This window comes from Lactobacillus sp. UMNPBX4, assembly GCF_002554115.1.
GTDB classification, from domain to species: Bacteria; Bacillota; Bacilli; order Lactobacillales; family Lactobacillaceae; genus Lactobacillus; species Lactobacillus gallinarum.
In genome coordinates this window covers 1-1,513 of the sequence record NZ_PCZF01000111.1, presented here as the reverse complement: position 1 = coordinate 1,513, position 1,513 = coordinate 1, and the positions used below count along the sequence as shown (strand labels likewise).

The 1,513-nt window shown below is 41.0% G+C and carries 1 protein-coding gene; it reads left to right on the top strand.

Annotation, left to right across the window (positions count from 1 at the left end):
- Window positions 1-106: 106 nt before the first annotated feature.
- Window positions 107-1,474 (top strand): ISL3 family transposase, encoded by a 1,368-nt coding sequence (locus CP355_RS09905; protein ID WP_087363766.1) that lies wholly within the window; start codon window positions 107-109, stop codon window positions 1,472-1,474.
- The last annotated feature ends 39 nt before the right edge of the window (window positions 1,475-1,513 follow it).

The window sequence follows — 1,513 nt, the reverse complement described above, 5'->3', positions numbered from 1 at the left end:
TTGGTTCAGTATAAATTCTTGTGTAAATAGAAATTAGATAACAAAAAAAGAAGGGTTGTCCCTTACAATGTTAATAACGACAAAAACATGGGGAGCCCTTCTTACTATGAATTATACAGAACTGTCAGTTACTACTCAAGATGTTATGCCTAACAAAGGTGTCTTATCCTTTAATTCTGGTCTTACCGACTTTATTCAAGTTGGCGAGCCAATTCAAAATGAAGGTGGATTAACCTTTGTAGGAAAGCTAGATGAGCGTGGTGATACCTTCTGTCCTAATTGCTCAAGAAAACTAGTTAAAAATGGGTCTTTAGAATCTACCCTTAAGCACGTCGCTATTGGTGGAGTACACACCAATATCAGAGTGTCCTATGCACGTTTTCGTTGTCTTAACATTGATTGCCAATTCAACACTAGAAGCCAGTCTATCCCTTTTAAAGCTGATGGTTATCGCATCACCAAACCTTTAAAAGAATACACTGAGAAACTGTTAAGCTATGGCCTTACTCTAAAGGCAGTGGCTTGGCTTACTGGCTTGGACAAGATGACTGTAAAGTCAATTCACAAGTCTCTTCTACTGTCTAAATTTACAACTGATGGCAAGACACTCATAAAACCTGAAAGGCAGGCAAAATACTTAGCCATTGATGAGTTTAAGCTCCACGATGGCCATAAGTACGCCACCGCAATCATAGACTGGGAAACAGGGTATATTCTCTACTTAGCCCATGGCAAGAAGAAAGCCGTTGTTTTCGAGTTTATGGATCATGTTGGCGATGAGTGGATGTCAAAAGTTGAGGCGGTGGCTTGCGACATGAATTCAGACTTCGAAGAAGCTTTTAAAGGGCGCTATCCCAAGCTAGACATCGTCTATGATCGCTTCCACATTATCAAGAATTTCAACGATAAAGTGGTTTCTGAGATCAGAAAGGATGAACAAAGACGGCTGGCTGAAGAAGGCTCTCCAGAGGCTGCTAAGTTGCTTAAGAACTCACGTTACATCTTGATGTCTAAGAGGTCCACATTAGTTCAGAAGGACGAGGATGCCCGTCAAGGCAAGCTAGTGTCTACTGCTGGTGAAATATTCAATACACCAGAAATAAAGGCTTATGGCGGTAATGAAGCATGGTATGACGAGCTGTTGGAAGAAAACAAGCTCTTCTTCACAATAGACCTCGTCAAAGACTTGCTAGACCAGGCATACAACTCACATGACGAGGTGGAAATGTGCGTTAGACTTGAAGAGATCATAGACATCTGCAAGGCAACTGAGAATAGCCACTTTATTTGGTTTGCGCGTCTCTTAAATAACCATTTGAGAGGGATCTACACGTTCGCCAAATACGGGATATCAACTGGCAAACTTGAGGGTATCAACAATAAGATCAAGACTGAGAGACGTAAGGGTTATGGGTATCCAGATGATGAATACTTCTTTCTGCGATTAATGGAAATATCCCGAAAGGCATCCTAAATCTCACAGCCGTTTACACAAGTTTTTATACTGAACCTT